We start from the raw sequence: 26,839 nt of genomic DNA on the forward strand, positions 1-26,839 counted from the left end.
GCTTACTTTATATGCGGAAAGAAGATACGAAATTTGTTAGTAAGCATGGAAAAGGATTACCTCCGAAACTAGCGAGGTAATCCACAATCAATTTCGCCTTTCCGTAATTGTTATAAGCTGCTGCTACATTTTTCGAATGAGGATCAATAATGCTCCCATTGAAATAAAATATCAGAAAAATCCCTTTGAAGAAGCTTCTCTCGGTTAATAAAAAACTTCCCAACGCCGCTATCTGCCCACATAATACCGATCTCATCATTAGAGTCGATTTGGAGTAACAATACATCATACCGTTTAAGGAGCTGCGATCCGTGACGGATATCTTCCTCTAAAAAATAGGCATAACCACCGATTTTAGCTCCAGCCCCTAAGAAATATTGTAGATAAATCTCTCGTAAATCAACATCTTGTGATGAAGGAATTAAGTTTGGTAAACAATGTATCGCGCGATAATCTAAAGCAGAAACAGGTTCTTGGATCGCTTGAAATTGTAATGCTAACTCCTGGCGAATAGGGAACCTGTCATCTGCTGTTTGTGCTAAAAACTCCTGTCTAGGGACGGTCGCTTCAAAATTTACAGTAGGATAAAAACGTATTTTATAAAATTGCTGAAAAATATCCTCATGATAATGATCAGCATTCACGAAAATATTAGATGAAATAAAAAATTGCAAAATACCCTGAGATGGGAAATCCTTTAGTGGTGGCATTTCTGCAAAGTTAATTTGAGCTAATAGCCGCATAGGCTCACCTGTAATATCTTTTGGATATGTTTGATAATAGGGTATATAAGGTTCCCCAGCAAATTTACTTTCTGTTAACGTAGTTGAACGTTTATATGGCGTGATAATCATCGCGGAAAGTAGTGTATCTTCAATTTCAAAACGAAACGATTCTAGCTCTTTTGGAAGTAAAAGATTTGTTATTTTGTTCATGCAGAGCCCTCCGATATTCTGCTATAACTTCTTTTAGCAGGATGTCTTTTAACCGAAAGCGTAGCGGCAGGCACAGATGTCTTCCATCTCCATAAGGTGGTAAGTAAATGCGGTTAGCCGGAAATCATCCGCTGAGATAGAGGAACTCAGTCTCCGCCACGTCCGGTGGCAACGACTGAGTGACCAACATCTTGCTGTTACTACCGCTTCGCACAAAGCCGATTTTAGACGCAATTATGCTAAAGCATAATTAATGGGTCCAATATTTATTGTTTACGAATTACTATTAAGTTACGGCTTTTTATCAATAAATTATTCAAGTCGTAAAGATTTATTTGATGCTTTAAAAATAAATATTAAAGTTATTGAAATGAATGCTACTGCTGCTGCAGTATAATAGCCTAGACTAGATTGCATCGTAAATAGCCAAGTGAAGAATAGTGGACCTAGTATGCGTCCTAGGTTATCCATTGAATAAGAAAGACCTGCAGCAGTCCCGTATTGACCACCAGATTCTTTGGTCGAAAGAGATACGACACATGTTCTTGCAAGCGCATTCCCTGCTGTGAAAACACAAAGGGCAAAACCCGCCATAATTAAATTAGCTGTTAAAGTGAATAAAAGCATACCCATAGCTGTGACAATTTGTGCACCTATTAACCAAGTTGTCTCGCTACCATTTTTAATACGTCTAACAACACCGCCTTGAATAGCTGCATCTACAAAGCCACTAAACATAAACAAATAACCAATTTGTAACGGTGTGATTTGAATTCGGTCAATTTGGAATAACTGGAACGTTGCTTCAACTCCGGCCAGCATAAAAGTTACTAAAAACGAGAACATAAATAAATATCGCACACGGTACTGCAGCATTTTGGCCGCACCCTTTGGCACGATGGCACGTTTATTTGTATCTTTTCGTTTTGTAGGTTCTTTTAAAACAAAACTTGCATAAATAAATAATAGTGCAATTAGTGTTGCAGAAGCGACAAATGGTAGTTGCAGACTATAGTGTCCGAGCATACCACCAACTGCAGGACCAAAAATAAAACCGAGCCCGATGGACATGCCCATGAAACCCATATATTTATTGCGATCCTCCTCACTCGACATATCTCCTACAAAGCCTGTCACAGATGTGTATAGTGCGCCTGAGAATAAACCACCTACAACACGTGAGAAGTACAACATTGCTAAATTATCAATAAATAAAGAGAAAATAACAAAGCTTAAGCTAAAACCAGCTAGGCCTATTAATATAAGTTGTTTACGACCTACCTTATCGGACAGCATACCCCAAAATGGTGCAGTGAAAAAACTTGCAAGCGAGTACACTGTAAGTAGGCCACCTACGTGTAAATCATCCCAATTTTGCTGAACTACAACCTCAGGTAAGACTGGTATAATAATCCCGAATCCTAGGTAGACGAGGAATTGGACAGACATTAATAATAAAATTGCCTTTTTCATACAGTACCCTGCTTTCATACGATATTTTAGTATGTATATTCTACCTCTCTTGTTAATGTTATTACAAGAAAACGGAAGACAAAACAGTTTAAGTACCTATTGGAAAGTAAGGGATGACATTTGCTAAGGTGCATACTATGTAAAGTGATTAGGACAATGCAATAGAGAAACGAGGCTAAACCAATGTATAAAAAACGGCAGACTGTTAATAATGTAATTATAATGATATTAAAAATGAATAACGAGCTTTAAAGTAACTAAATGGACTCATTCCATTTTGTATCGATTGACGCATAGTGTATTAAATTATCTCTGGGGTATACTACTAGAGGGTATATAGCTATTTAAATTTTTATGTTTAATTTTTGCCAGTTAGTAGTAAATTAGTTTATAGGGAATTACGTTTATTAACACGTTATAGTTAATGATGAGATGGTAAATAGAATGTTAAGGAAAAATTTACATTGTAACAGAAATGAAAAATTTTAAAGCAGAGTTAAATGGTATGATAGAAGGAGATTAACTCGTCAGACATCATACACTTGCAAAAATGAAACTTTTTTGGAAATAAAACGTTATATAAATTCGAGGAAAGATTGAGGTGGAATGTATGAAAAAAGAAGTAGATTTGAAAAAGATCGTTTCGAATTTATCTAAGTTGGGTGTAACAGCCACTGTAACAAAGTCTCGACTTGAACTTTTAAAAGTGCTCACACCACCAACGCAAACTCCGCAAGTTCAAGCTTAACTCGTTCAAATTAAAGATGGGTAGTCTCGTAATTGAGACTACCCATTTTTTATATTCATCATTAATCATCGTCATCGTGAGTAGTAAACATGTAAGTACGATAGTGGAAACGCATACTGAAAACAAGACCGATGGCTAACGAGTTCCCCATTAATGAACTTCCCCCATAACTGATAAACGGTAGGGGAATACCGGTAATAGGTAAAAGTTGAATTGTCATACCGATATTTTCAAGTACGTGGAAAGTAATCATTGCAATAATACCGGCACATACATATGTTGAGAATGGATCTTTCAATAATAGTGTAGTTTTTGTTAAATGATAGATTAATAAAAAGAACATACAAATAACGATACTAGCACCAATAAAACCCCATTCTTCTCCGATAACCGTAAAAATAAAATCGGTATGATTTTCGGCAACGTAAACCTCACGACCACGGAAACCTTTTCCGAAAATTTCACCTGAACCAATAGCGTTTAAGGAAGTAATTAAATGGTATCCATCACTAGAAGAATATGAATATGGGTCTAGCCAAGAATAGATTCGAGCAAACTGATATGGTTTAAAGCCGAATGTTTTCTCTAAAAAACTCTGCATATAGAGCGCCATCCATAAAAGAGAACCACCTACTAAAGCGCCACCTATAAAAGTCGGTAAAATAATTTTCCATGATATACCTGCTACAATAACAACAGCAGCTGTAATGGCAAAGAATACTAATGCTGAACCAAGGTCAGGCTGCTTCATGATAAGAGCTAAAGGTAGTAACAGTGTAGCAGCGATTTTAGCTAGCAATATGAAGTCTGTTTTTACTGATCTAAAAGAATAAACCTCGTTGTGCTTACTAATAAGTCGGGCAAGTGCTAGAATGTAAAAGGTTTTCATAAACTCAGAGGGTTGAATATTCCCTAGAGGTGTGTGATACCAGCTTTTTGCACCATTAATTTTTTCACCGATTTGTCCTGTTCCTTCTGGCATGAAGATAAGTAGTACTAATAAGGCGATGCCTGCACCGTACATATACCAAGACATTTTTTTATATTGGTCAGGTTCAAAAAACATAACTATTCCAATAATTACTGAGCAAATGACGTACCATCGCAATTGTAAAGGAACATAGTTAACGCCATACTGACCTGATGTTTGCGCCGACGCAATGGCTAACAAACTTATGACTAGGAAGGTTAAAAGTATAAAAGCGAGCGTCCAGTCAAAACGATTCGCGAAATTTCGTTTATTTTCCATACAAGCCACCTAAATTAATATAGTATCTCTTCATGAGTAAATTTGATTTAAATAAATTCCAATTCAATATGCTACCAAATATATTTAACTTCTTTCAACAAAAGTCTCCCACTTCTTTCGGTGGTGAAATGCATGCGACTTTAAGCTACTTTTCAAATACCCGCAAAAGAAGTCGAATCTGAAATGAGCACTTTGTGCAAGCATAAAGCTGATTCCGAACGTAATTATGCCAAGGCCAAATTGATAAGGAGTTATTCACCTTAGGTCAAGAGGTAAATATGGATGCCGAAGAAAGTTTGTTAACAATGAGGTTCAATGCTTGCCTTTAGCTTATAATCCTCGCAGTTATTTTGTAAGAATGAATAGAATTATATCTTAAAAATTTGTTCATTCAGAGTGGTTAAAAACAGATTTACAACAGCATCTTTAACATTCATATTATACCTTAAAAAACATTTTTACGCCTATGAATATTGTTATGACGATTATTAGCATAAAATGTTTCAAAAAATTCATGTTTAGTTTTATAATGTAGTGAAGAATGGGGTGATGGTTGTGGCTAAAAAATTGAAGTCAGCTGACGATTTTATGTATCATGTTTATGTTCATATGAATGATGTTGATAAATTTGTTATTTTTAGCGGGCTTAAATTCTCGCAATTTGTGGCTGCACTTGAACCATTGCATCACTTACTGTTATTGAAACATTCCTATGAAGATGGTTCCTTTAATATGCATACACAGTTTGATTATGTACCGGAGGAGGAAGTACCTCAGTTTGTAAAGAAAGCTACTGAATCCAAAGAATTATGTTGGATAGACTTTATGGATGAAAAGAGGCTAGACCAACTAACACCGATGGAACAAGGAGAATTGCTTTACATAAGTCATAAAAAGGAACCGATAACTTCACCATTTTTTAATAAATTGCAAAATCAATTTGTCTACTATTCTTCAGATTTAGAGAAAATGACTAAAATTTATTTTCGCCATTTAAGTGATTTCGATTTACTCATTGCGAATGTTTTGAACAGTTTGATTCGTGAAAAGGAGCGTAGCACTGGTTTTTGGCGACGGAAAGTGAAATCGAGTATTCCTTCTATTTCACCTGAATTTTTACGTGCTTATCGTTCTTTTACTAAAGACGGAGCACTGTTATCATTGTATCGAATTGAAAAACCTAAAGTAGCTTACGGTATCGAAATTCGCAATCTGTCAGAATACTCCTTTCCTGATGAGGTATGGGATGATTTAAATACAATTTTGAAAAATGAGCACGATGAATTGATTTATATTATTTAACTTCTTTCAGCGGGTATCCTTGAAATAGAGGAACTCTAAGAAGCCACATCCTGTGGTAACGACTGAGTGACCAACATCAGCCGTTGACTCCTTCGCTTTCGCGCAAAAAACATCTGCCCGGCGGATTTCACGGAATCAGATGGGCGTTCACAGAGGGGATGTTAGCCTAAAATCATCGCATCCATGCGATAACGGCTAACTGACGAGGCCTAAGCACAAAGCTGATTCCTAATGCAATTATGCCCAGGCAATTGATCTATTCATTTTACGTAGAATGAATATACACTAAATCTCACCGTCAAAATACGGTGAGATTTTTATCTTCAGTCAGTTTTTTTGTAGCGAAAGCAGAGCGTCAGCTACAGATGTTTTGTGTAGCGAAAGCAAAGCGTCAGCTACAAAAAACACTACCTTTACTGGTGGCGAGATGAATGAGGATGTGGTACCTTTTCAAAGGGTATCCAAACACCTAGTAAAATAGAGGATGTTAGGCTAAAAACTTCACATCCTCACAAAATTTGGATGTAATTACACCAAGGTGAAATTGATGTCATTTGTCTAGACGTTTCATGATAAACTAATAGTACTCAAGAAGTATGCGGAGGGCACAAAAATGAAAAAAAGAATCGGTTTATTATACGGTGGAAAGTCGGCGGAGCATGAGGTGTCATTATCGACAGCACGTGCAGTCACTGGAGCTTTGAATTTCGAGGAGTATGAAGTATATCCGATTTTCATTACACTTGAAGGAGAGTGGCGCCGCGGCGAGCGTCTAAATAAACCTGCAAGTACAATTGAAGAATTACAATTTGGTGATGATGCCACTATTTTAGAAAATAATATTACAAATTTTTTGATGGATAAAGATGGTAAAACTGTACAATTCGATGTAATTTTCCCATTACTTCATGGTACTAATGGTGAAGATGGAACTGTTCAAGGTTTACTTGAGGTTCTAAATTTGCCGTATGTAGGAAATGGTGTATTAGCATCAGCAACTGGCATGGATAAAGTAATCATGAAGCAATTATTTGAAATTGCCGGCTTACCACAAGTACCGTATACGTACTTCATTCGTAGCGAATGGGCTAATGAACAGGAGGCAATCCTGGATCGTTGTGAAGAAAAGTTGAATTGGCCGATGTTTGTGAAACCTGCAAACTTGGGATCAAGTGTCGGAATTAACAAGGCAACAAACCGCGATGAATTAGTGAAGGCAATCGAAATCGCTTTACAGTATGATCGAAAAATTGTAATTGAGCAAGGTATTGTCGCTCGTGAAATTGAACTAGCTGTGCTAGGAAATGACTTCCCGGAAGTTTCTGTACCTGGTGAAATTAAACCTGTTACTGAATTTTATGATTATGACTCTAAATATAAAGATGGCTCAACAGCCCTTATTATTCCAGCAGAGGTTCCTGAAGATACTGTATCAAGCTTACAGGAGCTAGCAAAGCGTGCGTTCAAAGCTATTGATGGAAGCGGTTTAGTTCGTGCGGACTTTTTTGTGACGGCCGATAACAGCATTTATATTAACGAAGTGAATACAATGCCAGGTTTTACACCTGTTAGCATGTATCCTCTTCTATGGCAGCATACAAATGTAAGCTACCCAGAGCTGATTAATCGTCTGATTACATTAGCAATTGAACGTTTTGAAGAAAAACAACAGCTTCACTATAAAAAAGACTGAGTGGGATTATTGTGAAAAAAACATTAAAACAGTTAGCTACATGGTTAAAGGAAGATGTGCCAGCTTTTGGTGATACGGTAGTATCAGGAATTTCCATTGATACACGTACAATTCAACAAGGGGACCTGTTTGTACCATTTCGTGGAGAGACGGCCAATGGGCATAAATTTGTTCTGCAGGCCTTTGAAAAAGGAGCGGGTGCTTCTCTTTGGCAGAAAGATGAACCAAATCCACCACAAGGTGTACCATTACTCTTTGTAGATGATCCAGAAATAGCGCTTCAGCAAATGGCTCGTGCCTATCGTAGTGAGCATAAAGCGAAATTTATTGGCATTACTGGTTCAAACGGTAAAACATCAACGAAAGATATTTTAGCGGGAACGCTAACACCATTTTTTAAAGTACAAAAGACCATTGGGAATTTTAATAATGAACTAGGTTTACCTATTACAGTTTTACAGCTAGATGAAGATACTGATGTTGCTGTGCTTGAAATGGGTATGAGTGGTTTTGGTGAAATAGAATTTTTAACGAAGCTTGCTCGTCCACATATGACGGTTATTACAAACATTGGCGAGGCTCATATGCAAGATTTAGGCTCACGTGCCGGAATCGCTAAAGCCAAGTTTGAAATAATTCAAGGAATGCAACCGGATGGAGTGCTATTTTATGATGGAGATGAACCGCTACTTCAAGAACTAGTTGCGAAAGAGCAGCAGTTAAATGCAGTGGCATTTGGCTTAGAGCACAGCAATCTACTGTATGCAGACAATATTGAAGCGACTTCTGATGGTAGTGGCTTCTCTACACATGGTGTAATAGAAGGAGATTTCTTTATTTCCGTTCTCGGGAAGCACCAGGTGAAAAATACATTAGTCGCTATGTTAATTTCTCAAAAGTTAGGTTTAAACGATGACCAAATTCGTGCATCCTTAAAACAAGTAGCTCTAACGGATATGCGCATGCAACAAGTGAATGGATCAAATGGGGCATTGTTTATTAATGATGCATACAATGCTGCACCAACCTCTATGAAGGCGGCTATTCAATTTGTAGCATCGACAACGATTCGCCCAGAAAAATGGCTTGTGTTAGGTGATATGCTTGAGCTTGGCCCAAATGAAAAGCATTTCCATGAAGATTTATCGAAGGATATTCATGCAGAAGAAATCGCTTATGTATGTTTATTTGGCCCGCGAATGGCTTATTTGAATGAAGTCTTAAAAGAGCGTTTTGATGAGGAACATTTGCTATATGTTGAGGATGATTATACGCCAATTATCGAAAAACTACAGCAAGCTAATGAGAAGTCTATCGTTTTACTAAAAGGATCTCGGGGTATGAAATTAGAAACAATTTTACGTGCATTCACGTCATAAAATGAAATAGGAATCGGTGGGATACGCTCTCACCGATTCTTTAAATTTTTGATTTAAATGAGTTACACATTTAGAGGTGAAAATAATGTCGGTAGGTGTGTTATGTATACATGGATTTTCAGGAGGACCGTATGAAGTAGAACCTTTTACTACCTATTTACGTACGCATACAAATTGGCTGATTGAAGAACCTACTTTGTCAGGACATGGAGAGGAATTACAAATGCGTGGTTTCACAGCCAAGCATTGGCTAATGGATGCCGAGCTCGCTTTTCGTGATCTTGCTAAAAAAGTAGATGAAGTAATAGTAGTTGGGTTTTCGATGGGTGGCATTATAGCGCTCTATTTAGCTAAACGTTATAAAGTGAAAAAGCTTGTATTACTAAGCGCAGCTGCCAAGTATGTCAGTCCAAAGCAACTAGTCAAAGATTTTAAAATGCTTGCCACGGAGGCATATCATCGTAATCTGTCTAGTAATGAATTGTACTTACGGTACCGGCATAAGTTTAATCATGTGCCACTTTCGTCAACGATAGAATTCATGAAGCTTGTTCGAATGGTGGAGCCGTATTATAAAGATATTAAAATTCCAGTGTATATTGTACAAGGGAAATTAGACGGAATAGTACCATATCACACGGCTCAATTTTTATATGATCAAGTAACCTCAAACGATAAAACTTTGTATATTTCTGATAATGGGAAGCATCATATATGTTATGGTGAAGATTGCTCTGAATGGTTTTCTTGCGTTTTGTCGTTTTTAAAGGGTGTGTAAAGTAGTCAGATTATTACGACTCATGCGTTATCGTTGCATACGTTTTAATCCCATGTTAGACTAGTGTAAGCAATGGATACATTTTGTGCGAAGACTCTTCATATTTGATTGAAGAGTACTTTTTTTTGAACACAACGGTTTTATTCTAAAGTGAATAATTACGACAGAATCAAACCGCTCGGTAAAGACCGGGCTTTCCTTTTCATATAAGAGAGCTCTATGTGACCATCATATAGAGAAAAATTTTAAGTAACGGAAACGTTCCAAAACACAGGCTCGAATTTGCCGACAACTTCATCTGAAAATGTAACCATTTGTCAACTTAAAAGCAAAAAAAGGAGATTGAGAAGTTTGACAAATTTTTCAGAATTAAATATTAGCGAATCTACATTACGCTCAGTAAAGCGTATGGGATTTGAAGAAGCAACACCAATCCAAGAAGGTACTATTCGTTTTGCAATTGAAGGCCGTGATGTATTAGGTCAAGCGCAAACAGGTACAGGTAAAACTGCCGCTTTCGGGATTCCACTTATCGAAAAAATTGACCCAAAAAACCCTAATATCCAAGCATTAGTAATTGCTCCAACACGTGAATTAGCGATTCAAGTTTCAGAAGAGCTATATAAAATTGGTTATGATAAACGTGTAAAATTGTTATCAGTTTACGGTGGTCAAGAAATCGGCCGTCAAATCCGTGCACTAAAAAATAAACCACAAATTATCGTAGGTACACCTGGTCGTATAATTGACCATATTAATCGTCGTACTTTAAAACTAGAAGATGTTCAAACATTGGTACTTGATGAAGCTGATGAAATGTTAAACATGGGCTTTATCGATGATATTAATTCAATCTTAGAAAATGTGCCTTCTGAACGTCAAACATTATTGTTCTCAGCAACAATGCCACCAGCAATCCGTAAAATTGCTGAGACATTTATGCGTGATCCAGAAATCGTAAAAATTAAAGCAAAAGAACTAACAGTTGATAACATCGATCAATATTTTGTGAAGTCTGCTGAGCGTGAAAAATTCGACATTTTATCTCGTTTATTAAACGTTCACCAACCAGAACTTGCTATCATCTTTGGACGTACAAAACGTCGCGTGGATGAGCTTGCACAAGCATTATCAATTCGTGGTTATCTTGCTGAAGGAATCCATGGTGACTTAAGCCAAGCGAAACGTATTTCTGTGTTACGTCAATTTAAAGAAAATAAAATTGATATTCTTGTGGCAACAGATGTAGCTGCTCGTGGGCTTGATATTTCTGGTGTAACACATGTTTATAACTTCGATATTCCTCAAGATCCTGAGTCTTATGTTCACCGTATTGGTCGTACAGGTCGTGCAGGTAAATCAGGTCTTGCAGTAACGTTTGTAACACCACGCGAAATGGGCTACCTACGTATTGTAGAAGAAACAACGAAAAAACGTATGACACCACTTCGTCCACCAACAACTGACGAAGCTCTAGTGGGTCAACAACGCCTAGCTGTGGAAACACTAGAAGGTCTTATTGCGAACAATGACTTAGGTGATTATCGTACACTTGCGACAGAATTACTTGAAAACCATGATGCAATCGATGCTGTAGCTGCTGCACTTCGTTCATTAACAAAAGAGCCAGATGACACGCCAGTAACAATTACTGAAGAACGTCCATTACCAATGCGTCGTGAGCGTTCTAACAACCGTGGCGGTGGAGATCGTGGACGTGGCGGTAACCGTAGCTTTAACGGACGTCGAGAAGGCGGACGTGGCGGAGATCGTCGTGGAGGAAGCGGTGGAAATCGTCGAGAAGGCGGACGCCGTGAAGGAGGTCGCCGTGAAGGTGGACAAGGTCGTTCACGCGCACCACGTCGTCACGAAGACTAATTTTATCTTCATTAAAATGTTTAAACCTTACAGTCAAATGGCTGTAAGGTTTTTTACGTGCGCCCGCTGAAATAGAGGAACTCATTCTAACAACTCGTGGCAATTTATCTGCGCGACAGCGGTAATTACGCTAAGACGAAAATTACTATAATTTTGAAACAAAATGATAACTGATTACGTATACGTAATTAAAGAAAGAGAGGGAACGACTTTGAGAACAGAACCAATGCATATGATTTCTAGGAAAGGGTTAACAGTGTGGCGTTTATATGGTGTATTACAAACGATATTACTTTTGATTGTAGCGGCATTTACATGCTACGGCACTTATTATTATGAATGGCCATCATATATTTATTTCATTGCAGTTGCTGTAGTCATTCTTAGTGCTGTCCTATCCACTTACTTATTTCCAAAGATAAGATGGGAACGCTGGCGCTATGAGGTGCGTGACAATGAGATTGAGGTGCAACATGGTTTATTTGTTGTTAAACGTACACTTATTCCAATGGTGCGCGTACAGCATGTTGATACAACTCAAGGACCGATATTAAAAAAATATGGTCTAGGTAATATTTCAATATCTACAGCTGCAACTGTACATACAATCCCTGCACTTGTAATGGACGAAGCTGATAGACTTCGTGCACGTATTTCGGAATTAGCAAGGGTGGCGGAAGATGATGTCTAAGGAAATTAATCGTTTACATCCGATATCGGCTATTATTACAAGTGCAAAAGCATTAAAGAGTATGATTTTCCCGTTAATTATTATTATTGCAACTAATGGTTTTCACTTCTCTTTGAATTTTCATAGTGATAATTTTTGGCGGACGTTTTTCTTATTCGGTATTTGGGGAGTAGGGGCAATACTTACACTTGTTAGTGGGATTGTAAAGTGGCGTACCTTTGTATATTGGTTTGAAGATGGAGAATTGCGTATAAAGTACGGTTTGTTCGTTAAAAAGAAACGTTATATCCCATTTGAACGTATTCAGAGCTTAAATTACAATGAGGGTATTTTTCATAGAATATTTGGCTTAGTAAAAGTTCAGGTTGAAACTGCGGGGAGTAAGGACAGAAAACCTGAGGTAGAGTTAACGGCTATACGTAAGGCAGCCGCAGATATTATAGAGCTAGAAATGCGTCGTGCTAAAAATCAAGTAAATGAACAGATGAATGATGAACAGTCGCTAATAGAGGAAGTGTCAGTTCCAACTATTTATCATATGTCGATACGTGATTTGCTTATATTGGCCATAACTTCAGGTGGAATTGGGGTCGTTCTGTCTGGGGTAGCAGCAATCATCTCTCAGTTATCGGATATAATACCGTATGAGGAAATCTTTAGCGAGTTAGCTGATTTTGCGAAAATTGGTGCATTCTTAGTTGCACTAACAGTGATAGTCAGCCTAATTGTGGCATGGTTTGTGTCATTTGTAATTACACTGATCAATTATTACGAATATACAGTCCGAATTGAAGATGAAAAGCTTATTATTACAAAAGGGCTTATTGAGAAAAAACGTATTACTTTACCGTTAAATAGAATTCAGGCGATTCGTATTGTAGAGAATCCAGTACGTCAATTATTTGGCTATGCAACAGTTGTTGTTGAGAGTGCTGGAGGAAATGGCGGAGAGGGAAATGATAAAAAAATTACGCTGTTCCCACTTATTCAGAAGCAAGATTGTTTGGGAACGCTAGAGCAACTTTTCCCACAGTTAAATTGGCGTCCAGAATTCATTTATTCACCAGAACGAGCTCGTCCATTTTTTTACCGAATTGATTTTGTTTGGCTCATACCTATAATTGGTGCATGTAGTTATTTCTTTTATCCGTATGGGTTGCTTTCACTATTATTATTGCCATTAACAATATTAATTGGTATTTGGCAACATAAATCAGCTGGTTATATAATCGATGGAAAGCAACTAACTATGCAATATCGTGTGTTCAGTCGTACTACATTTTTTATGGAGAAAAAACGTATACAATCTATTGAGACTACTCAAACCTATTTCCAAAAAAGAAAGGGTATTACGTCTGTAAAAGCAACGGTCATGTCGGGCATGACTGGTATGGCAGGGAATGTACGAAACTTAGAGCAGCAAGATGCTGAAACAATATTATCTTGGTATGAACATTGAAAGTAAGAATGTGGCTAATCCTCATAATTAATAGGGGATTAGCCTTTTTTAGGTTCATCACCAAAAGTTGTGGATGACTTTTGTTAAAACGTCTATTATGTAATAGTTGATTGGAGTGAAGACTGGGCGACTCCTCGGGGATCAGCGTCACAGATGTGACCCTGCAGCGCAGCGAAGCGGCTCATCGGACGCCCCCAGGAAGCTTTGCTCTGTGCGAAAGCGTAGTGTTAACGTAGCGGCAGCAACAAAGCGCCCAGTCGGAACGGAAATCAACCACACGTTTTAGTGATGATCCCTTTTTTTGCTATAATTATGTAAAAATTCTGTTTATAATAGAGAACAAAAGGGGTGGTAATTTTGTTTAAGTATGATATTAACAAGAACACGTATTTAAAATTGCTGGATTTAAGTGACGTAGATGAATTATTCGCGTTGACGGATCGTTCGAGAGATACGTTGCGTGAATGGTTACCTTTTGTAGATGATGTAAAAACAGTAGAGGATACAGAGCGATTCGTAAGAGGTTCGATGCAACAATATGCACATAATAATGGCCTACAAGCGGGGATATATTATGAGGGGAAGCTTGCGGGAGTGATTGGCTATCATCAAGTGAATTGGCAGCATAAATGGACAAGTATTGGATATTGGTTAGGGAACGAATTTGTTGGTAAGGGCTTAGTGACAAATTCTATGAAAGCATTTATTGATTATGCCTTTAGCTATTTAAAATTAAATCGCATTGAAGTGCGAGTAGCGGTAGGGAATATTCGAAGTCGTACGATTCCAAAAGTGTTAGGTTTTCATGAAGAGGGACGTTTAAGAGATGCAGAGTGGCTTTATGATCATCACGTAGACCAAGTTGTCTATGGCTTAACAGCAGTTGAATGGAAAAAAATAAAGGCAGCGAAAGAGGATACGGTCGCACTTTGAAATAAAATTGACGAATGGCCTATCATTCTAGTATAAAAATAAGAGGAGCAATCCGTGATGATAGCTAATCACAGAGAAGAGCTCCTCTTATACGTATTACTTACCCGCCATCTTTTGTTTACGCCAGCTTATAATTCTTTTTGGATGTAAGTAAACGAGTCCAAGAAGGAATCCTGCTACTAAGCCGCCTAAGTGAATATAGACATACACCTTTGACTGTAGGAAAGTCATGATAACACTGATCACAATGATGGGCAAAATAAGTTTACGCAGCATTGGCATTGTACGACGTGTATAGTAAACAAGCGCTCCGAAAGCACCGAATATTCCGAAAACAGCTCCGCTTGCACCAAGACTTCCATAGCTACTATCATTAAGTAAATAGGTTGCCGTGTTGCCGACAATACCAGACATTAAATAAATTGTAATAAAACGTACCTTGCCAGCAATTTTTTCAAGCTCTGGCCCGAATAAATACAGTAAAAACATATTAAAGAAAACGTCCAAAAAGCCAGCATGTAAAAACATTGCAGTAAAAACACGCCACCATTCACCAGAGCGTATAAGGAAGTTCGCTTGAACTCCGTAATTCAATACATTTTCGCCTACTCCAGGTAAAATAGTTAGTACATAAACAAATAAATTAACCGCTATTAATGTTGAAACAATCGGATAATACTTTGTATATTGCTTAAAATTTTCTGTTCTACTAAACATAACTCCACCTCAATTTATAATTATTATACATGGCTTTTTAGAAATAGGAAAAGGAGAAGTTCTAATGATTAAAGGAATTGGTCTCGACATTGTAGAAATGGACCGTATTGCAAAAGCAATGAAAAGAACAAATAAATTTAAAGATCGCATTTTATCTGAAAAGGAAAGAGTTTTGTTTGATGCACATTCAGAAACTCGTAAGATAGAATTTTTAGCTGGACGATTCGCTGCAAAAGAAGCATTTTCAAAGGCATTAGGAACTGGTATTGGTGAAGAATGTAAGCTTCATGATATGGAAGTTTTAAGAGGGGAAGCTGGAAATCCGGTTTTATATTTCAAAGGACAGCTTGTGAATGGATTTGTAAGTATAACACATTCTAAGCAATACGCTGCGGCACAAGTAATATTATTACAATAAATAATGATAAACAAAGCTTGCGCCATATAAAATATTAAAAAAGCTCTGACATTGCTAAAACGTCTGCCATTTAGATAAGTTACTTGGCGTGAAGACTGGAAGCCCCATTCGGAGCGGGAATCAAATAAGCTATTAAAAAGAATATTGCCCTTGTTCAAATGACATAACTGACAAATACGGTTCATATATTGTCGTAGTGGATTTGAAAGAAGGAAAGGGTGAAAGCGTGGGCAACCGAATAGTTAAATGGCTCGTCTTATTTTGTACGATATTACTTTTATCGGCATGTGGTACAGACTCACAGGAAAAAGTGTTGAAGAAAGTTAATGGGAAATGGGCAGAATCAAATGGTTATGAGTTGAATGCTACGATGGAGATTAAATCTGGTGGAGATCCAAAAAAATATGATGTGAAAGTTTGGCATACGAAACCTGATTTCTATCGCGTAGAAGTAGTCGAAAGTGGGAAAGATGTTTCGCAAATGATAGTGCGAAATGCAGATGGAGTTTTTGTTGTTACGCCTACATTAAACAAAATGTATAAATTCCAAAGTGATTGGCCAAAGAAAAATAGTCAGGCTTATTTAATAGGTGCACTAGCAGAAGATTTAGCTCAAGATAAAAATTTAGTCATGAAAGAAGAGGACAAAGCATATATATTTGAAGCGGCTACTAGAAATAGCTATAAAAATAGTATGCCTCATCAAGTGATAACAGTTGATAAGAAAACAATGCTTCCAACTTCCGTAGTAATTATGAATGATGTAAAAGAAGAACAAATCCGTATCACATTTAAAAATATTAAATTAGGTGTTCAACACGCGGCTAAAGAGTATGCAGTTGAGCAATTTACGGAATCGGATGAAACAAAAGGTGAACAAGCTACACCACCAGAAAAGGATAAGAAAGACAACAAAGACAACAAAGACAACAAAGACGGTAAGGAGAGCAACAATAACCCGAATGGAAATGAAGAGAAAAAGGCAGTAAGTGCAGAAGCCGAAAATAAAGAGTTCCAAACACACTACCCTGTTGTAAATTTAGAAAATACGAAGATGGTGGATGAGAAAGTTATGCGAGAAGGTGGAATGGATCGCGTCATCTTAACATTCGACGGTGATAAGCCATTTACGGTCATGCAACAGCCAGTTACGAAAGAAGCTGCTATGTTGCCAGTATCGTCTCCTGGTGATCCGGTAGATTTAGGCTTTACGATTGGTGCAATTACCGATACCTCTATTAGCTGGGAAAAGGATGGCGTTGAATTCTTTGTAGCCTCTAGTAAATTGACTCGTGAAGAAATGGTGCAAGTAGCCACTTCTATGACAAAAGGTAGTATGAAATAATTTTTCTAGCTACAGCTTTCTAGATGGAAAGCTGTAGCTAGTTAAGTAAAATAGTACAGTTTTGAAGAAAATTAACACTGTTTAGAAGTTGTTAAGTCATATATGATAAAAGTTATGAAGAAAATTAGTTTAAAATAGAATGAAATATGTAAAAATAATGTATAAAAGGAAATATATTCAATACATAATGTTTTAATAAAAAATAAAGAGGGTATTCTAATGGAGACACAGCAATATTTTAGACCAACTAAAGCAGTAGTAGACTTACAAGCAATTCAACAAAACGTAAAAAATTTGAAAAAGCTACTCCGACCAAATGTTCAAATTATAGCTGTCGTAAAGGCAAATGCATACGGTCACGGAGATGTAGCCGTTGCAAAAGCAGCACTTGAGGCAGGTGCAACAATGCTTGCAGTGGCAACACCCGACGAAGCATTACATATTCGAGCACATTTTGAAGAGCCAGACATACTAATATTAGGTGCCTCTCCAATTTCATTTGCACCATATGCCGCCCAACAGCGCATTATTCTTACGGCATTTGCAAGTGAATGGGTACAGCAAGCGGCTCCTTTCATAGCTAATGAAGCAAAACCTTTACGACTACATATTAAAGTAGATAGCGGAATGGGCCGAATTGGCGTTCGTTCAGAGCAAGAATTAATGGATCTATATCAAACAATACAGAATACAGTGAATGTAGAGCTTGATGGGATATTTACACATTTTGCGACTGCGGATGAGGAGGATACCTCATACTTCGATAGACAAGTACAATTTTTTGAGAAATGTGTAACTGCATTGCCTGAAAAACCTAGACTTGTGCATGCATCAAACACGGCTACATCTTTAGTAAAAGATGCGCATTTACAATTTGATGCTGTTAGATATGGAATATCGATGTATGGATTATCACCATCTTCTTATGTAGAAGGTATTTTACCATTTCCGTTACAGCCAGCGTTTTCGCTTGAGAGTGAGCTTGTTCATGTGAAACAGTTACAAGCAGGTGATTCGGTAGGCTATGGAGCTACTTTTGAGGCTCCTTCGGATATGTGGTTAGGAACAATACCAGTAGGCTATGCTGATGGAGTAATTCGTAAATTAGGTGGACAGGAAGTACTAATTGATGGACAAAGAATGCCGATTGTTGGACGAATTTGTATGGATCAATGTATGGTTGCCTTGCCTAAAGCATATGCTATAGGTGAGAAAGTAACACTCATTGGTCATCAAGGACATGATGCTATTTCAATGAATGAATGGGCAGCAAAGCTTGAAACCATTAATTATGAAGTACCATGCATTATTACAGCGAGAGTTCCTAGAGTATACATTTAATCTGTAGATTCAATCTAAAAAGTACTTAAGGTTTTTGTTATAAGTGGTCTTAATAGTTTTGACATTTAAATTAGGATAAATGAATATTAAAAACACTAAACAAGAAGATTTACTAAAAAGCTGAGTCATTCATATTTTGTGATGAATTGCAAGGTGAATTAATCGGCATATACCTTCGACAACCTACATATTTTTACAACTTGGACTTTAAATTGTCAGATATTTTGTCATTTCGTGTCTTTTCAACAATATCTTTCAATGGTAGAATGGGTAGTAATGAAAAGTGGATGGTTCCGTTGGAGGTGCTTGCTGTGTACGAGAAAAAGTTAAGAGAAGCTACAATTGCTGTTCAGGATAGACTGTTTCTACAAACAAAGGAAGTAATTGAGAGTGAATCTTTTGCGCGTATTTTGTCGCGCAAAGTTTTAATGCAGGAGCAACCAAATCAAATACGGGAAGCTATGATGAAAGGATATGTTGAAATGTCTCATATAAATCTGAGTATTGCAAGTGAATGCTTGCATGCAGAATATGAAGCACAACATACGGTGGAGCGTCTCGTTAGCGGGGGATGACACTTTGAATGTAAAACGTGGTGACGTTTTTTTTGCAGATTTATCGCCGGTAGTTGGGTCCGAGCAAGGGGGCACAAGGCCGGTGCTGATTATTCAAAATGATATTGGCAATCGATTTAGTCCGACTGTCATCATCGCAGCTATCACTGCACAGATTCAAAAAGCAAAATTACCGACGCACGTTGAAATTAATGCTGAAAAGTATGGTTTTGAACGTGATTCGGTTATTCTGCTTGAGCAGGTGCGGACGATTGATAAGTCAAGATTGACAGATCGTATTACGCAACTTGACCATGCGTTGATGGAAAAAGTTGATGGTGCATTGATGATTAGTTTAGGGCTTGTTAAATTTTGATATACATATGTGTATAGTGGCATCGAGATGGATTTTCATCTCGATGCTTTTTCATTTTTATTTAGTAATGTTTTTTTGTGCGAAAGCGAAGCGACAGCAACAAATGTTTTCTGTGCGAAAGCGAAGCGACAGCAACAAATGTTTTCTGTGCGAAAGCGAAGCGACAGCAACAATTATGCCAAGGCAAAATTGGTACTGTACTCTGAAATACTTTATTACCATAAATTGAAATCGTTATTCAAAAATGGTATTAATAGATTTAAGATATACTCAAGATCTATATTTTGAATAGATTTTTGAAAAAATATCGAGAAATTTAAGGAAATATAAATAGAATTTTATCTTCGTTCAGCAACGGGTGTTTGTTTGTGCGAAAGCGTAATGTTAACTTAGCGACGCAACAACAACGATAAATGTTTTTGTAGCAACAGTGCAATTACGCCGTGGTAAAAAATTGATAAGCTAATCTTAATAATTAAAGTGTAAGAGTATAACTCCGAAAGGAATTGGGGGGGCAACAGTGACAATTAAGTCTTCGGTTGAAATTATTACTGAGTGGGATATAGTAGCAGCAAGACAACTGGGGCGTGACGAAGCGAAGGCGCTTGGATTTGACACTGTTGATCAGGCACGAATCACCACAGCTATAAGTGAACTAGCCCGAAATATATATTTATATGCAAGGATAGGTGTCATTGAAATTGAAAAAGTTGAAACAGACAATGAGAAGAAAATAATTGTTATTGCAACTGATCAGGGCCCAGGAATAGAAGATGTTCGAAAAGTGATGGAGGATGGCTACTCCACTTCTGGAGGGCTCGGAGCAGGTTTACCAGGCGTGAATCGATTGATGGACAATATGGTTATTCAATCGGTTATGGGAGAAGGAACAACGATAAGAGCTGAAAAATGGCTGCGTTAGGATGTGGAATTTTTGGAACAATTAGAATCTCAATATAAAAAGATTTTGGCAGATTATATGACCGATCAAACTGAAAAGAATTTGTATATTGCTCAAAATTTCACTCGCCAATTAATCCAAAAGAATATACCTCCAGAGGATGTTGTAAGTGTTCATAAAAACGCAGTTGAGAAACTATTTCCACGTAGAATGAGTGAAGAACAGCTCGCATATGATTTTCTTATCGAAGTTATGGTGCATTATGGAATGGCTCATAGGGAGCACCAAAGTTTATTGCAAAAACAAGCCGAGTATGAAATGGAAATGAATATCGCTACAAACATTCAGAAAACATTACTTAAAACAGACGTACCACAACTTGCGAGTATTGATATAGGAATGATATCCATCCCCACCCGGAAGATGAATGGAGATTATGTACATTTTTTATACAATCGAGAGGATTATTTGAGTGTAGCTGTGACAGATGTGGTAGGTAAAGGTGTTCCCGCTGCATTATGTATGTCTATGGTGAAATACGGTCTTGAAACATTAGAATATGCATATAAAGATCCTTCATATGTATTAGAGGTTATTAATCGAGTAATTGAAAAGAGTGTAGACGACAGTATGTTCGTTTCTATGTTTTTCGGTTGCTTGGATTTGCGAAAGCGTATTTTTTCTTATGCTTCTGCAGGTCACGAGCCTGCTCTCCATTATTGCGCAAAACATAATCAATTTGTTCCTTTGGAATCGACAGGATTATTACTTGGGGTGTTACCAGAAACGAAATATTCGTACAAAGAAATTGTTTTAGAAGAAAATGATATCGTAATAATGATGACGGATGGTGTTACGGAATTCAGAATGCATGATGAAATGAATTCACGAAAGGTCATTACATCACTAATATTGGAAAATAAACACTTATCAGCTCAACAATTATGTAATCTCCTTTATAAACAAATTGAAGAAATACAGGATTTTAAACTATTTGATGATTTTACAGTTGTGATTATAAAAAAATAGGGTTTAAACCTTTGTAATTACGGGAATATAGTTAATCAAATATGGTGGAGGTGTGCTGTATGGATATGTCGATACACTTTAAAGAACTAGATAATAAATTATACGGATTTATTGAGGGCGAAATAGATACTTATACTGCTTCACGTCTTAGGGAGGAATTAGAGGCAGTGAAAATTACAGAAGGATTAGAAATAGTACTTAATTTATCCCAAGTCAATTATATGGATAGTACAGGGTTAGGTATTTTTGTTGCCTTTTATAAAAGAACGTTACGTGAAAATGGAAAAGTTAAACTTGTAGGTTTGTCGAATAGATTACAAAGGTTGTTTGAAATTACTGGTTTAAGCGATTTAATGGATATTGAAACTGATAAAAAGGTGGAATTACGAAAATGAAGGAATTTGATTATATTGAGATAAGGGTTCCTGCAAAACCGCAATTTGTCAGTGTGATTCGATTAACGGTTTCTGGCTTAGCTAGTCGGGTTGGGTTTAATTATGATGATATTGAGGATTTAAAAATTGCAACGAGTGAAGCGGTAACGAATGTTGTACACCATGCATATAAGGACGAAGAAGAAGGAGAAATCGTCATTGGTTGCGCTTTGTATGAAAATAAATTAGAAATGATGATTGCAGATTACGGCAATAGTTTTAATTTTGAAGAAATAAAGTCAAAAGTTGGTCCATATCATCCTGAAGAGGGTATTGCGGGTTTACGAGAAGGTGGGTTAGGGCTTTATTTAATGGAAACTTTAATGGATGAGGTGATGATAAATAACGATGGTGGCGTAACTGTTTTCATGACAAAGTATGTTGCTAGAGAGCAGGTGGAAAAAAATGTCGAAAGAATCACCACATAAAACTACGTCCGGGGAAGATATATTAAGGTGGATTGCGTTGTATCAATCAACAGAGGATAATGAAGCACAAACAAATTTAGTGATGCATTATCAATATTTAGTTGAGTCCATTGCACGCAAATATTCGAACGGTAAATCCCATTATGATGATATTGCTCAAGTAGGTATGCTGGGGTTGCTAGGTGCAATTAGACGTTTTAATCCTAATGTTGGCCGGAACTTTGAAGCATTTGCTGTACCAACGATTGTTGGGGAAATTAAGCGCTTTTTACGTGATAAAACTTGGGATGTTCATGTACCAAGGCGAATAAAAGAACTAGGGCCGCGCATTAAAACAACAGTGGAAACGTTGACAATTGAGTTGCAGCGTTCTCCATCTATTAAGGAGATCGCGGATCGATTAGAAGTGGAAGAAGAAGAGGTTTTAGAGGCTATGGAAATGAGCCGTAGTTATCATGCTCTTTCTATGGATCACTCAGTAGAGTCAGATTCTGACGATAGCACAGTAACGTTATTAGATATGATGGGTAAAGAAGATGATGGCTTTGAATTGGCTAATAAAAGAATGATTGTCTCTGACGCTATGAGTATTTTAGATGAGAGAGAGAGGGAGATAATTCAGCTTACATATTTAGAACAACTCACTCAACATGAGGTTGGGGAACGATTAGGGATTTCTCAAATGCATGTATCAAGAATACAAAGGAAGGCAATAAAAAAGTTACAAGAATTTATCTTAGTAAGTGATGGTGTTTCGCTCTGAATTTTTAGGGCGAGGTGGCTGTTCCAGACACAATTTTGCCAAAGTATAATTGATTGAATAGTTTACTCTTCTTTTAGAGTAGACTATTTTTTTGCAGTTTTAGTAAAGTGTAATGGTAAAATGAAAAGAAAAAGGTAGTGATGATGTGGAACAAAAGCAAATGTTACAGCTAATTGCAAAGGATGTAGCTATTAAGCCAGGTCAAGCTGATGCTGTTATTAAATTATTAGAAGAAGGAAATACCGTGCCATTTATTGCACGTTATCGAAAAGAAGCTACTGGATCCCTTGATGAAGTACAGATTAAAGCTGTGGAGGATCGTTATCACTACATACAGCAGCTTGAACAACGCAAAGAAGAGGTTATACGATTAATCCAGGAGCAAAATAAACTAACGCCTGAATTAGAACAGGCTATTCAAGCAGCAACTGTTTTACAGCGTGTAGAAGATTTATATCGACCTTATAAACAAAAACGCCGAACAAAGGCAACTATAGCGAAAGAAAAAGGGTTAGAACCTCTAGCAGATCTTCTATTAGAGTATCGTAGTGATGCTTTAGAACAATTAGCAGTGGCTTTCGTAGATGAGGAGAAAGTTGCTAATGTAGAGGATGCGCTAGCTGGGGCTCGAGATATTTTAGCAGAACGCTTTGCTGATGAAGCGGCAATCCGTGAAAAAATTCGTTCGTATTCATGGAAAGATGGCGTACTCGTAACAAGTGTTAAGAATGCAGAGGCAGACGACAAAAACGTTTTCGAAATGTATTACGAATACGAAGAACCAGTAAATCGTATTGTTCCACACCGTATTTTAGCTGTAAATCGTGGTGAGAAAGAAGAAATAATAAAAGTAGCAATTCATGTACCAATAGATCGAGTATTGATGATTATGTGGAAGGAATGGATTCCTGCTACAGGTTCTTCACCCGCAATTGCCGAGGTGAAGCTAGCGATTGAGGATTCGTACAAGCGTTTAATTCAGCCTTCTATAGAACGAGAGTTACGAAATGAACTTACTGAAAAGGCAGAGACTCAGGCTATCCACATTTTCTCTGAAAATTTGCGTAATCTTTTATTACAGCCCCCTATGAAAGGAAAGTATGTATTGGGTGTTGATCCGGCGTACCGTACAGGTTGTAAGCTAGCTGTTGTAGATGAAACCGGGAAAATGTTAGAGGTTACAGCCATTTATCCACATCCGCCAAAGCCAGATGTAGCAAAATCGAAAGCGGTCGTGAAAGAGATTTTAGCAAAATACCCAATAACGATAATTGCTATTGGTAATGGTACTGCCTCACGCGAAACAGAACAGTTTATAGCAGATGTATTGAATGAGCTTGAAACTGATACGGCTTACGTAATTGTCAATGAAGCAGGGGCATCTGTTTATTCAGCGTCTGAAATTGCCCGTGCAGAGTTTCCTGATTTACAGGTAGAACAGCGTAGTGCGATTTCTATTGCGCGTCGTTTGCAAGACCCGTTGTCGGAGTTAGTTAAAATTGAGCCTAAAGCAGTTGGAGTAGGTCAGTATCAGCATGATGTCTCTCAAAAGAAATTGACGGAGTCCTTAACATTTATAGTAGAGACAGCTGTAAACCAAGTCGGTGTTGATGTTAATACAGCCTCAGCTTCCCTACTACAATACGTTTCTGGATTATCTAAAACGGTTGCGGAGAATATTGTAAAGGTACGAGAGGAAACTGGACAATTTACTACACGTGCTCAACTAAAGAAAATTCCACGACTTGGTGCTAAAACATATGAACAAGCAATTGGTTTCTTACGTGTTCCAGGAGCAAAAAATGCATTTGACGCTACAGGCATTCACCCTGAAAGCTATAGTGTAGCCGAGCAGATTTTAAAGGTAGCACAAATTGATAAAAAAGAGCTTGGGATGCAGAAGGCAGAGGAAGCCATTGCAAAACTAGATGTTGAAAAATTAAGTGAAGTTTTAGATATTGGAGTGGTCACAATTCAGGATATCGTGGATACATTAATGAAACCAAGTCGCGATCCACGGGATGCATTCCCTCAGCCACTGCTGAAAACAGATGTATTAAAAATGGAAGATTTACAAGTTGGGATGGAATTGCAAGGTACAGTAAGAAACGTAGTTGATTTTGGAGCTTTTGTAGATATTGGCGTAAAGCAGGATGGGCTTGTGCATATTTCAAAGTTACAAAAAAGACGTATTAAACATCCATTAGAGGTCGTTGCTCTCGGTGACATTGTGACGGTTTGGGTAGAACAAATAGATGTCAAAAAAGGGCGCATTTCACTAACGATGCTACCTCCTAAAGATCAAACTATTTAATTTCGCATTGGCGTAATTGTAGCACACGCTTCGCTGTCGGTACTGATAAATTACTATCCGTTAATGCGGGATAAATAAATACCACACTGTCTATACTACGCAGTGTGGTATCTTATTGTTAGAGGTGATATAGCTATGAACAATGAGGAACTACAAAGTCTTGTTAGTCGAATATCATTAGAAAGTTTCCAGAAGCCATTCATGCATCGAGCATATTTTAATTCAAGGCTACGTTCAACAGGTGGACGTTATCTTTTGCAATCGCATAATATTGAAGTTAATCCAAAAGCTTATGAATTGTATGGTATTAGCGAAATAGAAGGTATAGTTCGACACGAATTATGTCATTATCATTTACACTTGGAAGGCAAAGGGTATCAGCATCGAGACAAAGATTTTCGAGAGTTATTAGTAAAAGTGAACGCTCCCCGTTTTTGCTCAGTATTGCAAATCTCTAAAATATCTCAAAAAAAACAACGTCGCCTTTATACATATACATGTGTAAAATGCCAACAATTATATGTAAGAAAAATTAGAATGAATGTAGGGAAATACTGTTGTAGCAAGTGTCTAGGACGTTTAAAACTAGTGGAATGAAAAAAATAATAAAAAAGGGTTGACGTTTATTATAGATGTCTCTATAATAGTAAAAGTCGACAAGATAACGACGACAAAACATGATTATTCCGAAGTAGCTCAGTTGGTAGTAGCACCTGACTGTTAATCAGGTTGTCGCAGGTTCGAGTCCTGCCTTCGGAGCCATGGCCCCTTGGTCAAGTGGTTAAGACACCGCCCTTTCACGGCGGTAACACGGGTTCGAATCCCGTAGGGGTCATTTAATTATTTTAATTCATAAAAATATAGTAATATTGGTCCCGTGGTGTAGCGGTTAACATGCCTGCCTGTCACGCAGGAGATCGCCGGTTCGATCCCGGTCGGGACCGCCACTTATTGGGGTATAGCCAAGCGGTAAGGCAACGGATTTTGATTCCGTCATGCCTAGGTTCGAATCCTAGTACCCCAGCCATTCATTTCTTAATTTGAGCCATTAGCTCAGTTGGTAGAGCATCTGACTTTTAATCAGAGGGTCGAAGGTTCGAGTCCTTCATGGCTCATCTTTTTTAAGAAAAAAGGTTGACTTTTTGAATTGTCATAGTATAATGAAAAAGTTCCTAATTGAATGCGGTCGTGGCGGAACGGCAGACGCGCTAGGTTGAGGGCCTAGTGGGGGCAACCCCGTGGAGGTTCAAGTCCTCTCGGCCGCACCAAGTCAATTTATGAATTAATATATACTATGCGCCCGTAGCTCAATTGGATAGAGCGTCTGACTACGGATCAGAAGGTTATGGGTTCGACTCCTGTCGGGCGCGCCATTTTAAATAAATACAATTTACCATGCGGGTGTAGTTTAATGGTAAAACCTCAGCCTTCCAAGCTGATGTCGTGAGTTCGATTCTCATCACCCGCTCCAAATATTTTTTAAAACTTGTTGACATACAAACCTTTATATCGTACGATATAAAAGCTGTCACTACAAGATAATGACATGAACCTTGAAAACTGAACAAGCAAAACGTAATCAATAAAGTTTTTACTAGCTAACCCCGAGTTAGTGAACGAAACAAAATTTTGGACATCAAACATGATGCCAGCAAAACAATTTGAGCTAATCAAATTTCTTTTTATGGAGAGTTTGATCCT

General features: G+C 37.6%; 25 protein-coding genes and 8 tRNA genes. 29 read left to right on the forward strand and 4 right to left on the reverse strand.

Annotated elements, in window-relative coordinates:
* Window positions 1–143 precede the first annotated feature (143 nt).
* Window positions 144–935, reverse strand: a complete 792-nt coding sequence (locus ACIQ7N_RS08405; protein WP_402931365.1) for a YwqG family protein — start codon at window positions 933–935, stop codon at window positions 144–146.
* 312 nt (window positions 936–1,247) lie between these two features.
* Complete coding sequence (locus ACIQ7N_RS08410) at window positions 1,248–2,408, reverse strand: MFS transporter (RefSeq protein WP_402931366.1); 1,161 nt, start codon at window positions 2,406–2,408, stop codon at window positions 1,248–1,250.
* A gap of 610 nt (window positions 2,409–3,018) precedes the next feature.
* Here ACIQ7N_RS08410 and ACIQ7N_RS08415 point away from each other — a divergent pair.
* Window positions 3,019–3,156 carry an Lmo0850 family protein gene (locus ACIQ7N_RS08415; protein ID WP_166672133.1) on the forward strand — a complete coding sequence of 46 codons (138 nt, stop codon included), beginning with the start codon at window positions 3,019–3,021 and terminating at the stop codon, window positions 3,154–3,156.
* 61 nt (window positions 3,157–3,217) lie between these two features.
* Here the strand turns inward: ACIQ7N_RS08415 and ACIQ7N_RS08420 are convergent, their stop codons facing one another.
* Window positions 3,218–4,405 (reverse strand): FtsW/RodA/SpoVE family cell cycle protein, encoded by a 1,188-nt coding sequence (locus ACIQ7N_RS08420; RefSeq protein WP_248717293.1) that lies wholly within the window; start codon window positions 4,403–4,405, stop codon window positions 3,218–3,220.
* Window positions 4,406–4,954: 549 nt separating this feature from the next.
* On the opposite strand from ACIQ7N_RS08420, the gene ACIQ7N_RS08425 reads away from it, so the two are divergent.
* From ACIQ7N_RS08425 to ACIQ7N_RS08460, 8 genes are all read left to right on the forward strand, one after another.
* A complete protein-coding gene (locus tag ACIQ7N_RS08425) occupies window positions 4,955–5,707 on the forward strand; it encodes a hypothetical protein (protein ID WP_132361612.1) in 753 nt (250 codons plus the stop codon).
* Window positions 5,708–6,320: 613 nt separating this feature from the next.
* A complete protein-coding gene (locus tag ACIQ7N_RS08430) occupies window positions 6,321–7,400 on the forward strand; it encodes a D-alanine--D-alanine ligase (RefSeq protein WP_402931367.1) in 1,080 nt (359 codons plus the stop codon).
* Between the two features lie 11 nt (window positions 7,401–7,411).
* Complete coding sequence (locus tag ACIQ7N_RS08435) at window positions 7,412–8,779, forward strand: UDP-N-acetylmuramoyl-tripeptide--D-alanyl-D-alanine ligase (protein ID WP_402931368.1); 1,368 nt, start codon at window positions 7,412–7,414, stop codon at window positions 8,777–8,779.
* Between the two features lie 85 nt (window positions 8,780–8,864).
* Window positions 8,865–9,557: an alpha/beta hydrolase gene (locus tag ACIQ7N_RS08440; RefSeq protein ID WP_132361618.1), complete on the forward strand. Its 693-nt coding sequence runs from the start codon at window positions 8,865–8,867 to the stop codon at window positions 9,555–9,557.
* Window positions 9,558–9,908: 351 nt separating this feature from the next.
* Window positions 9,909–11,435: a degradosome RNA helicase CshA gene (gene cshA / locus ACIQ7N_RS08445; protein WP_402931369.1), complete on the forward strand. Its 1,527-nt coding sequence runs from the start codon at window positions 9,909–9,911 to the stop codon at window positions 11,433–11,435.
* Window positions 11,436–11,646: 211 nt separating this feature from the next.
* Window positions 11,647–12,126: a PH domain-containing protein gene (locus tag ACIQ7N_RS08450; RefSeq protein ID WP_248717289.1), complete on the forward strand. Its 480-nt coding sequence runs from the start codon at window positions 11,647–11,649 to the stop codon at window positions 12,124–12,126.
* Window positions 12,119–13,585 carry a PH domain-containing protein gene (locus tag ACIQ7N_RS08455; protein WP_402931386.1) on the forward strand — a complete coding sequence of 489 codons (1,467 nt, stop codon included), beginning with the start codon at window positions 12,119–12,121 and terminating at the stop codon, window positions 13,583–13,585. Before ACIQ7N_RS08450 ends, ACIQ7N_RS08455 begins: the two co-directional genes overlap by 8 nt.
* Before the next feature lie 357 nt (window positions 13,586–13,942).
* A complete protein-coding gene (locus ACIQ7N_RS08460; RefSeq protein WP_402931371.1) occupies window positions 13,943–14,518 on the forward strand; it encodes a GNAT family N-acetyltransferase in 576 nt (191 codons plus the stop codon).
* A 96-nt stretch (window positions 14,519–14,614) separates the two neighbouring features.
* Here the strand turns inward: ACIQ7N_RS08460 and ACIQ7N_RS08465 are convergent, their stop codons facing one another.
* Complete coding sequence (locus ACIQ7N_RS08465; RefSeq protein WP_402931372.1) at window positions 14,615–15,235, reverse strand: rhomboid family intramembrane serine protease; 621 nt, start codon at window positions 15,233–15,235, stop codon at window positions 14,615–14,617.
* 64 nt (window positions 15,236–15,299) lie between these two features.
* Here ACIQ7N_RS08465 and acpS point away from each other — a divergent pair, with 64 nt between their 5' ends.
* The 20 genes from acpS to ACIQ7N_RS08565 all read left to right on the forward strand — a co-directional run bounded on the left by acpS (window position 15,300) and on the right by ACIQ7N_RS08565 (window position 26,609).
* Window positions 15,300–15,653, forward strand: coding sequence for a holo-ACP synthase (gene acpS, locus ACIQ7N_RS08470; RefSeq protein WP_402931373.1), 354 nt, complete (start codon window positions 15,300–15,302; stop codon window positions 15,651–15,653).
* A 226-nt stretch (window positions 15,654–15,879) separates the two neighbouring features.
* A complete protein-coding gene (locus ACIQ7N_RS08475) occupies window positions 15,880–16,998 on the forward strand; it encodes a LolA family protein (RefSeq protein ID WP_402931374.1) in 1,119 nt (372 codons plus the stop codon).
* Between the two features lie 219 nt (window positions 16,999–17,217).
* Entirely contained in the window at window positions 17,218–18,339 is a 1,122-nt protein-coding gene (gene alr, locus ACIQ7N_RS08480; protein ID WP_132361632.1) for an alanine racemase, read from the forward strand.
* Between the two features lie 311 nt (window positions 18,340–18,650).
* Complete coding sequence (locus tag ACIQ7N_RS08485) at window positions 18,651–18,914, forward strand: hypothetical protein (protein WP_049663444.1); 264 nt, start codon at window positions 18,651–18,653, stop codon at window positions 18,912–18,914.
* Window positions 18,915–18,918: 4 nt separating this feature from the next.
* A complete protein-coding gene (locus ACIQ7N_RS08490; protein WP_049663446.1) occupies window positions 18,919–19,269 on the forward strand; it encodes a type II toxin-antitoxin system PemK/MazF family toxin in 351 nt (116 codons plus the stop codon).
* A gap of 520 nt (window positions 19,270–19,789) precedes the next feature.
* Window positions 19,790–20,191, forward strand: a complete 402-nt coding sequence (locus ACIQ7N_RS08495; RefSeq protein WP_402931375.1) for an anti-sigma regulatory factor — start codon at window positions 19,790–19,792, stop codon at window positions 20,189–20,191.
* 12 nt (window positions 20,192–20,203) lie between these two features.
* Window positions 20,204–21,199, forward strand: coding sequence for a PP2C family protein-serine/threonine phosphatase (locus ACIQ7N_RS08500; protein ID WP_402931377.1), 996 nt, complete (start codon window positions 20,204–20,206; stop codon window positions 21,197–21,199).
* 59 nt (window positions 21,200–21,258) lie between these two features.
* Window positions 21,259–21,594: an STAS domain-containing protein gene (locus tag ACIQ7N_RS08505; protein ID WP_248717282.1), complete on the forward strand. Its 336-nt coding sequence runs from the start codon at window positions 21,259–21,261 to the stop codon at window positions 21,592–21,594.
* Complete coding sequence (rsbW, locus tag ACIQ7N_RS08510; RefSeq protein WP_248717281.1) at window positions 21,591–22,061, forward strand: anti-sigma B factor RsbW; 471 nt, start codon at window positions 21,591–21,593, stop codon at window positions 22,059–22,061. Before ACIQ7N_RS08505 ends, rsbW begins: the two co-directional genes overlap by 4 nt.
* Window positions 22,039–22,824, forward strand: coding sequence for an RNA polymerase sigma factor SigB (gene sigB, locus ACIQ7N_RS08515; RefSeq protein WP_402931378.1), 786 nt, complete (start codon window positions 22,039–22,041; stop codon window positions 22,822–22,824). Before rsbW ends, sigB begins: the two co-directional genes overlap by 23 nt.
* 145 nt (window positions 22,825–22,969) lie before the next feature.
* Window positions 22,970–25,138: a Tex family protein gene (locus ACIQ7N_RS08520; protein ID WP_402931379.1), complete on the forward strand. Its 2,169-nt coding sequence runs from the start codon at window positions 22,970–22,972 to the stop codon at window positions 25,136–25,138.
* 135 nt (window positions 25,139–25,273) lie between these two features.
* Window positions 25,274–25,735 carry a SprT family protein gene (locus ACIQ7N_RS08525; RefSeq protein WP_132361646.1) on the forward strand — a complete coding sequence of 154 codons (462 nt, stop codon included), beginning with the start codon at window positions 25,274–25,276 and terminating at the stop codon, window positions 25,733–25,735.
* An 88-nt stretch (window positions 25,736–25,823) separates the two neighbouring features.
* Window positions 25,824–25,900, forward strand: a tRNA-Asn gene (locus tag ACIQ7N_RS08530).
* 1 nt (window position 25,901) lies between these two features.
* A tRNA-Glu gene (locus tag ACIQ7N_RS08535) sits at window positions 25,902–25,973 on the forward strand.
* Window positions 25,974–26,009: 36 nt separating this feature from the next.
* Window positions 26,010–26,085, forward strand: a tRNA-Asp gene (locus ACIQ7N_RS08540).
* A gap of 5 nt (window positions 26,086–26,090) precedes the next feature.
* Window positions 26,091–26,165, forward strand: a tRNA-Gln gene (locus ACIQ7N_RS08545).
* 15 nt (window positions 26,166–26,180) lie between these two features.
* Window positions 26,181–26,253: transfer RNA gene (locus ACIQ7N_RS08550), tRNA-Lys, on the forward strand.
* Window positions 26,254–26,320: 67 nt separating this feature from the next.
* A tRNA-Leu gene (locus ACIQ7N_RS08555) sits at window positions 26,321–26,406 on the forward strand.
* 28 nt (window positions 26,407–26,434) lie between these two features.
* A tRNA-Arg gene (locus ACIQ7N_RS08560) sits at window positions 26,435–26,511 on the forward strand.
* Window positions 26,512–26,535: 24 nt separating this feature from the next.
* Window positions 26,536–26,609: transfer RNA gene (locus tag ACIQ7N_RS08565), tRNA-Gly, on the forward strand.
* Window positions 26,610–26,839 lie beyond the last annotated feature (230 nt).

Origin of the sequence: Lysinibacillus sp. NPDC095746 (genome assembly GCF_044763535.1) — a bacterium.
In the GTDB taxonomy this organism is placed as follows: Bacteria; Bacillota; Bacilli; order Bacillales_A; family Planococcaceae; genus Lysinibacillus.

Coding starts and splice junctions, on each gene's coding strand:
- ACIQ7N_RS08430 (WP_402931367.1), top strand. CDS start 6,321: ATGAAAAAAAGAATCGGTTTATTATACGGTGGAAAGTCGGCGGAGCAT.
- ACIQ7N_RS08465 (WP_402931372.1), bottom strand. CDS start 15,235: ATGTTTAGTAGAACAGAAAATTTTAAGCAATATACAAAGTATTATCCG.
- ACIQ7N_RS08425 (WP_132361612.1), top strand. CDS start 4,955: ATGGTTGTGGCTAAAAAATTGAAGTCAGCTGACGATTTTATGTATCAT.
- alr (WP_132361632.1), top strand. CDS start 17,218: ATGGAGACACAGCAATATTTTAGACCAACTAAAGCAGTAGTAGACTTA.
- ACIQ7N_RS08410 (WP_402931366.1), bottom strand. CDS start 2,408: ATGAAAAAGGCAATTTTATTATTAATGTCTGTCCAATTCCTCGTCTAC.
- rsbW (WP_248717281.1), top strand. CDS start 21,591: ATGAAGGAATTTGATTATATTGAGATAAGGGTTCCTGCAAAACCGCAA.
- ACIQ7N_RS08405 (WP_402931365.1), bottom strand. CDS start 935: ATGAACAAAATAACAAATCTTTTACTTCCAAAAGAGCTAGAATCGTTT.
- sigB (WP_402931378.1), top strand. CDS start 22,039: ATGTCGAAAGAATCACCACATAAAACTACGTCCGGGGAAGATATATTA.
- ACIQ7N_RS08415 (WP_166672133.1), top strand. CDS start 3,019: ATGAAAAAAGAAGTAGATTTGAAAAAGATCGTTTCGAATTTATCTAAG.
- acpS (WP_402931373.1), top strand. CDS start 15,300: ATGATTAAAGGAATTGGTCTCGACATTGTAGAAATGGACCGTATTGCA.
- ACIQ7N_RS08505 (WP_248717282.1), top strand. CDS start 21,259: ATGGATATGTCGATACACTTTAAAGAACTAGATAATAAATTATACGGA.
- ACIQ7N_RS08440 (WP_132361618.1), top strand. CDS start 8,865: ATGTCGGTAGGTGTGTTATGTATACATGGATTTTCAGGAGGACCGTAT.
- ACIQ7N_RS08455 (WP_402931386.1), top strand. CDS start 12,119: ATGTCTAAGGAAATTAATCGTTTACATCCGATATCGGCTATTATTACA.
- ACIQ7N_RS08525 (WP_132361646.1), top strand. CDS start 25,274: ATGAACAATGAGGAACTACAAAGTCTTGTTAGTCGAATATCATTAGAA.
- ACIQ7N_RS08420 (WP_248717293.1), bottom strand. CDS start 4,405: ATGGAAAATAAACGAAATTTCGCGAATCGTTTTGACTGGACGCTCGCT.